Here is a 5,300-nt window from a genome sequence, read left to right on the forward strand (position 1 = left end):
CAAGGTCATAAAGTGGTAAAGTCTTTCGACTTTTGACTTTAATCTTTCGACTTAAAGACTGCTCTGCGTCGAGCTAATATTTTAACATACTGAGATAAAGAAAAGTAAGTTTTTGTTTTAGAAAGTTTCCTCCCTCCGATTGCTCGGAGGGAAAAGGGTGTACATAAGCTTACGGATTATTAGTACTACTCGACTATGACATTACTGCCTTTACATCTATAGCCTATCAACGTGGTCATCTTCCACGATCCTTAAAAGAAATCTCATCTTGTGGTGGGTTTCGCGCTTATATGCTTTCAGCGCTTATCCCTTCCAAACGTAGCTACTCTGCGGTGCCCCTGGCGGGACAACAGATACACTAGAGGTTTGTCCAATTCGGTCCTCTCGTACTAGAATCAGATCCACTCAAATTTCTAACGCCCACAGTAGATAGAGACCGAACTGTCTCACGACGTTCTGAACCCAGCTCGCGTGCCACTTTAATGGGCGAACAGCCCAACCCTTGGGACCTTCTCCAGCCCCAGGATGTGACGAGCCGACATCGAGGTGCCAAACCCCCCCGTCGATATGAGCTCTTGGGGGAGATCAGCCTGTTATCCCCGGCGTACCTTTTATCCTTTGAGCGATGGCCCTTCCATGCGGAACCACCGGATCACTATGCTCTACTTTCGTACCTGATCGACCTGTATGTCTCTCAGTCAAGCTCCCTTATGCCATTGCACTCTACGCACGGTTACCAAGCGTACTGAGGGAACCTTTAGAAGCCTCCGTTACTCTTTTGGAGGCGACCACCCCAGTCAAACTACCCACCAAGCAATGTCCCCCGCAGCGCGGGGTTAGGCCTCAGATAAACAAAGGGTTGTATTTCAACAATGACTCCACAACGCCTGGCGACGCCGCTTCATAGTCTCCAACCTATCCTACACATCATTTATCCAAGGTCAATACTAAGCTATAGTAAAGGTGCACAGGGTCTTTTCGTCCCACTGCGGGTAAACGGCATCTTCACCGTTACTACAATTTCACCGAGCTCATGGCTGAGACAGTGTCCAGATCGTTACACCATTCGTGCAGGTCGGAACTTACCCGACAAGGAATTTCGCTACCTTAGGACCGTTATAGTTACGGCCGCCGTTTACTGGGGCTTCAATTCAATGCTTCTCCGAAGATAACATCTCCTCTTAACCTTCCAGCACCGGGCAGGTGTCAGGCCCTATACTTCATCTTACGATTTTGCAGAGCCCTGTGTTTTTGATAAACAGTCGCCTGGACCTCTTCACTGCGGCCCTGATTGCTCAGGGCGACCTTTCTCCCGAAGTTACAGGTCTATTTTGCCTAATTCCTTAGCCATGAATCTCTCGAGCACCTTAGGATTCTCTCCTCAACTACCTGTGTCGGTTTACGGTACTGGTACTAATTACCTGAAGTTTAGAGGTTTTTCTTGGAAGCCCTTAGGCGCACTATCTCTTTGTCCGAAGACTCCGAGTACTATCGTATTTCACCAGTCTCTGCGGATTTGCCTGCAGAGCCTATAGCTAGGTACTTTAACGAACTATTCCGTCAGTTCGCGGCGCTTTCATCACTCCGTCACCCCATCACAGTAATTAGTAGTACGGGAATATTAACCCGTTAGCCATCGACTGTCCCTTTCGGGTTCGCCTTAGGACCAGACTAACCCACAGCTGATTAGCATAGCTGTGGAAACCTTAGTTTTTCGGTGTGCGGGTTTCTCGCCCGCATTATCGTTACTTATGCCTACATTTTCTTTTCCAGCCAGTCCAGCATACCTTACGATACACCTTCAACCCTGCTGGAATGCTCCCCTACCACTTACAGTAAACTGTAAATCCATAGCTTCGGTAATACACTTATGCCCGATTATTATCCATGCTCGTCCGCTCGACTAGTGAGCTGTTACGCACTCTTTAAATGAATGGCTGCTTCCAAGCCAACATCCTAGCTGTCTGGGCAGACAAACCTCGTTCTTTCAACTTAGTGTATATTTGGGGACCTTAGCTGATGGTCTGGGTTCTTTCCCTCTCGGACTTGGACCTTAGCACCCAAGCCCTCACTGCTGAGAAACATTATATAGCATTCGGAGTTTGTCAGGAATTGGTAGGCGGTGAAGCCCCCGCATCCAATCAGTAGCTCTACCTCTATATAACTTAATTCAGCGCTGCACCTAAATGCATTTCGGGGAGTACGAGCTATTTCCGAGTTTGATTGGCCTTTCACCCCTACCCACAGGTCATCCGAAGACTTTTCAACGTCAACCGGTTCGGACCTCCACTGTGTGTTACCACAGCTTCATCCTGCCCATGGGTAGATCACACGGTTTCGCGTCTAACACTACTGACTAAAGCGCCCTATTCAGACTCGCTTTCGCTGCGGATCCGTGGCTTAACCACTTAACCTCGCCAGCAGCGTTAACTCGTAGGCTCATTATGCAAAAGGCACGCCGTCACCCCACGAAAGGGCTCCGACCGCTTGTAAGCGTATGGTTTCAGGATCTATTTCACTCCGTTATTCACGGTTCTTTTCACCTTTCCCTCACGGTACTGGTTCACTATCGGTCTCTCAGGAGTATTTAGCCTTAGCGGATGGTCCCGCCAAATTCAGACAGGGTTTCACGTGCCCCGCCCTACTCAGGATACCACTATCTATTACATTTATTACCCATACGGGGCTATCACCCTCTATGGCGTCACTTTCCAGTAACTTCCGGTTCTGCATGCATAAAATGTCGTGGTCCTACAACCCCAGCATTGCCGTAACAACACTGGTTTGGGCTAATCCGCGTTCGCTCGCCACTACTTACGGAATCACTTTTGTTTTCTTCTCCTCCGCCTACTTAGATGTTTCAGTTCAGCGGGTTTGCCCACCTATCGGTGTACTATGTCTTCAACATAGTGGGTTGCCCCATTCGGGTATCTGCGGATCAATCAATGTGTGCTTGTCCCCGCAGCTTTTCGCAGCTTATCACGCCCTTCATCGCCTCTGAGAGCCTAGGCATCCCCCATACGCCCTTATTTTGCTTATTGTACCAATCTCGTTCTTAAAACGAGACCGTTTTTTTTTGTTTTTTATTATTCGTATTGCTACTATAACAAAAAACGCTTTCTACTTTCTTATTATTTTCTTATCTCAATATGTCAATGAACTTTTATTATCTATCTTTATAGATAATCAGTGGAGAATAACGGAGTCGAACCGTTGACCTCCTGCGTGCAAGGCAGGCGCTCTAGCCAGCTGAGCTAATCCCCCAATTTTTAGTTGTCAGTTAACAGTTTTCAGTTAACAGTACTTAAAACGGTTACTCAACCTCTAAAATTTCCTTTTTTCTAAGTTTCAGTCTTTTTAATTTGTTCTTGTTTCTTATAATTTACAATTCATAATTTATAATTAACAATTCTTAAAAAGTAGTCCCGGGCAGACTCGAACTGCCGACCCCTACATTATCAGTGTAGTACTCTAACCAGCTGAGCTACGAGACTCTGTTTTACTTAAAAATTTATTATTTGAACTAACAGCAAGAGTAATATAATCCTCGATTCAAAACCAACAGGCTCTGCATCTTTTTTCCCCAGCGTGCATATAGCTAACACTAAGGCTCTAGAAAGGAGGTGTTCCAGCCGCACCTTCCGGTACGGCTACCTTGTTACGACTTAGCCCTAGTTACCAGTTTTACCCTAGGCAGCTCCTTGCGGTCACCGACTTCAGGCACCCCCAGCTTCCATGGCTTGACGGGCGGTGTGTACAAGGCCCGGGAACGTATTCACCGGATCATGGCTGATATCCGATTACTAGCGATTCCAGCTTCACGGAGTCGAGTTGCAGACTCCGATCCGAACTGTGACCGGTTTTATAGATTCGCTCCTGGTCACCCAGTGGCTGCTCTCTGTACCGGCCATTGTAGCACGTGTGTAGCCCAAGGCGTAAGGGCCGTGATGATTTGACGTCATCCCCACCTTCCTCACAGTTTGCACTGGCAGTCTTGTTAGAGTTCCCGACTTGACTCGCTGGCAACTAACAACAGGGGTTGCGCTCGTTATAGGACTTAACCTGACACCTCACGGCACGAGCTGACGACAACCATGCAGCACCTTGTAAATTGTCTTGCGAAAGTTCTGTTTCCAAAACGGTCAATCTACATTTAAGCCTTGGTAAGGTTCCTCGCGTATCATCGAATTAAACCACATGCTCCACCGCTTGTGCGGGCCCCCGTCAATTCCTTTGAGTTTCATTCTTGCGAACGTACTCCCCAGGTGGGATACTTATCACTTTCGCTTAGCCACTGAGATTGCTCCCAACAGCTAGTATCCATCGTTTACGGCGTGGACTACCAGGGTATCTAATCCTGTTCGCTCCCCACGCTTTCGTCCATCAGCGTCAATCAACTGGTAGTAACCTGCCTTCGCAATTGGTATTCCATGTAATATCTAAGCATTTCACCGCTACACTACATATTCTAGTTACTTCCCAGTAATTCAAGTTCAGCAGTATCAATGGCCGTTCCACCGTTGAGCGATGGGCTTTCACCACTGACTTACTAAACCGCCTACGGACCCTTTAAACCCAATGATTCCGGATAACGCTTGGATCCTCCGTATTACCGCGGCTGCTGGCACGGAGTTAGCCGATCCTTATTCTTACGATACCGTCAAGCTCCTTCACGAAGGAGTGTTTCTTCTCGTACAAAAGCAGTTTACAATCCATAGGACCGTCATCCTGCACGCGGCATGGCTGGATCAGGCTTGCGCCCATTGTCCAATATTCCTCACTGCTGCCTCCCGTAGGAGTCTGGTCCGTGTCTCAGTACCAGTGTGGGGGATCTCCCTCTCAGGACCCCTACCCATCGTTGCCTTGGTAAGCCGTTACCTTACCAACTAGCTAATGGGACGCATGCTCATCTTTCACCGTTGTGACTTTAATTATAAAGTGATGCCACTCCATAATACTATGAGGTATTAATCCAAATTTCTCTGGGCTATCCCTCTGTGAAAGGCAGATTGCATACGCGTTACGCACCCGTGCGCCGGTCTCAAGCACCGAAGTGCTCTACCCCTCGACTTGCATGTGTTAAGCCTGCCGCTAGCGTTCATCCTGAGCCAGGATCAAACTCTTCATCGTATATTTTAATATTATTATTCGACGCTTACTCTAGTGGTTCTTTTCAAATCTTACGATTCTATTACTCTTATTCTTTTGTTCCGATTTGCATCGGAACGGCTGTCAATTCAATATGTCTACGAACGTGTATTTCTTTTTAACTTCGCTTGTATTTCAAAGCGGGTGCAAAA

Annotated in this window: 2 tRNA genes and 2 rRNA genes; all 4 read right to left on the reverse strand. The window is 47.4% G+C overall.

What is annotated here, in order from left to right:
* Positions 1 to 159 precede the first annotated feature (159 nt).
* A 23S ribosomal RNA gene (locus tag ACODSB_RS23820) occupies positions 160 to 3,041 on the reverse strand.
* A 149-nt stretch (positions 3,042 to 3,190) separates the two neighbouring features.
* A tRNA-Ala gene (locus tag ACODSB_RS23825) sits at positions 3,191 to 3,264 on the reverse strand.
* Between the two features lie 156 nt (positions 3,265 to 3,420).
* Positions 3,421 to 3,494, reverse strand: a tRNA-Ile gene (locus ACODSB_RS23830).
* A 122-nt stretch (positions 3,495 to 3,616) separates the two neighbouring features.
* Positions 3,617 to 5,130: ribosomal RNA gene (locus tag ACODSB_RS23835) — 16S ribosomal RNA — on the reverse strand.
* Together the 16S and 23S rRNA genes with 2 tRNA genes alongside form the textbook arrangement of a ribosomal RNA operon.
* Positions 5,131 to 5,300 lie beyond the last annotated feature (170 nt).

This window comes from Flavobacterium sp. FG68 (assembly GCF_057808895.1).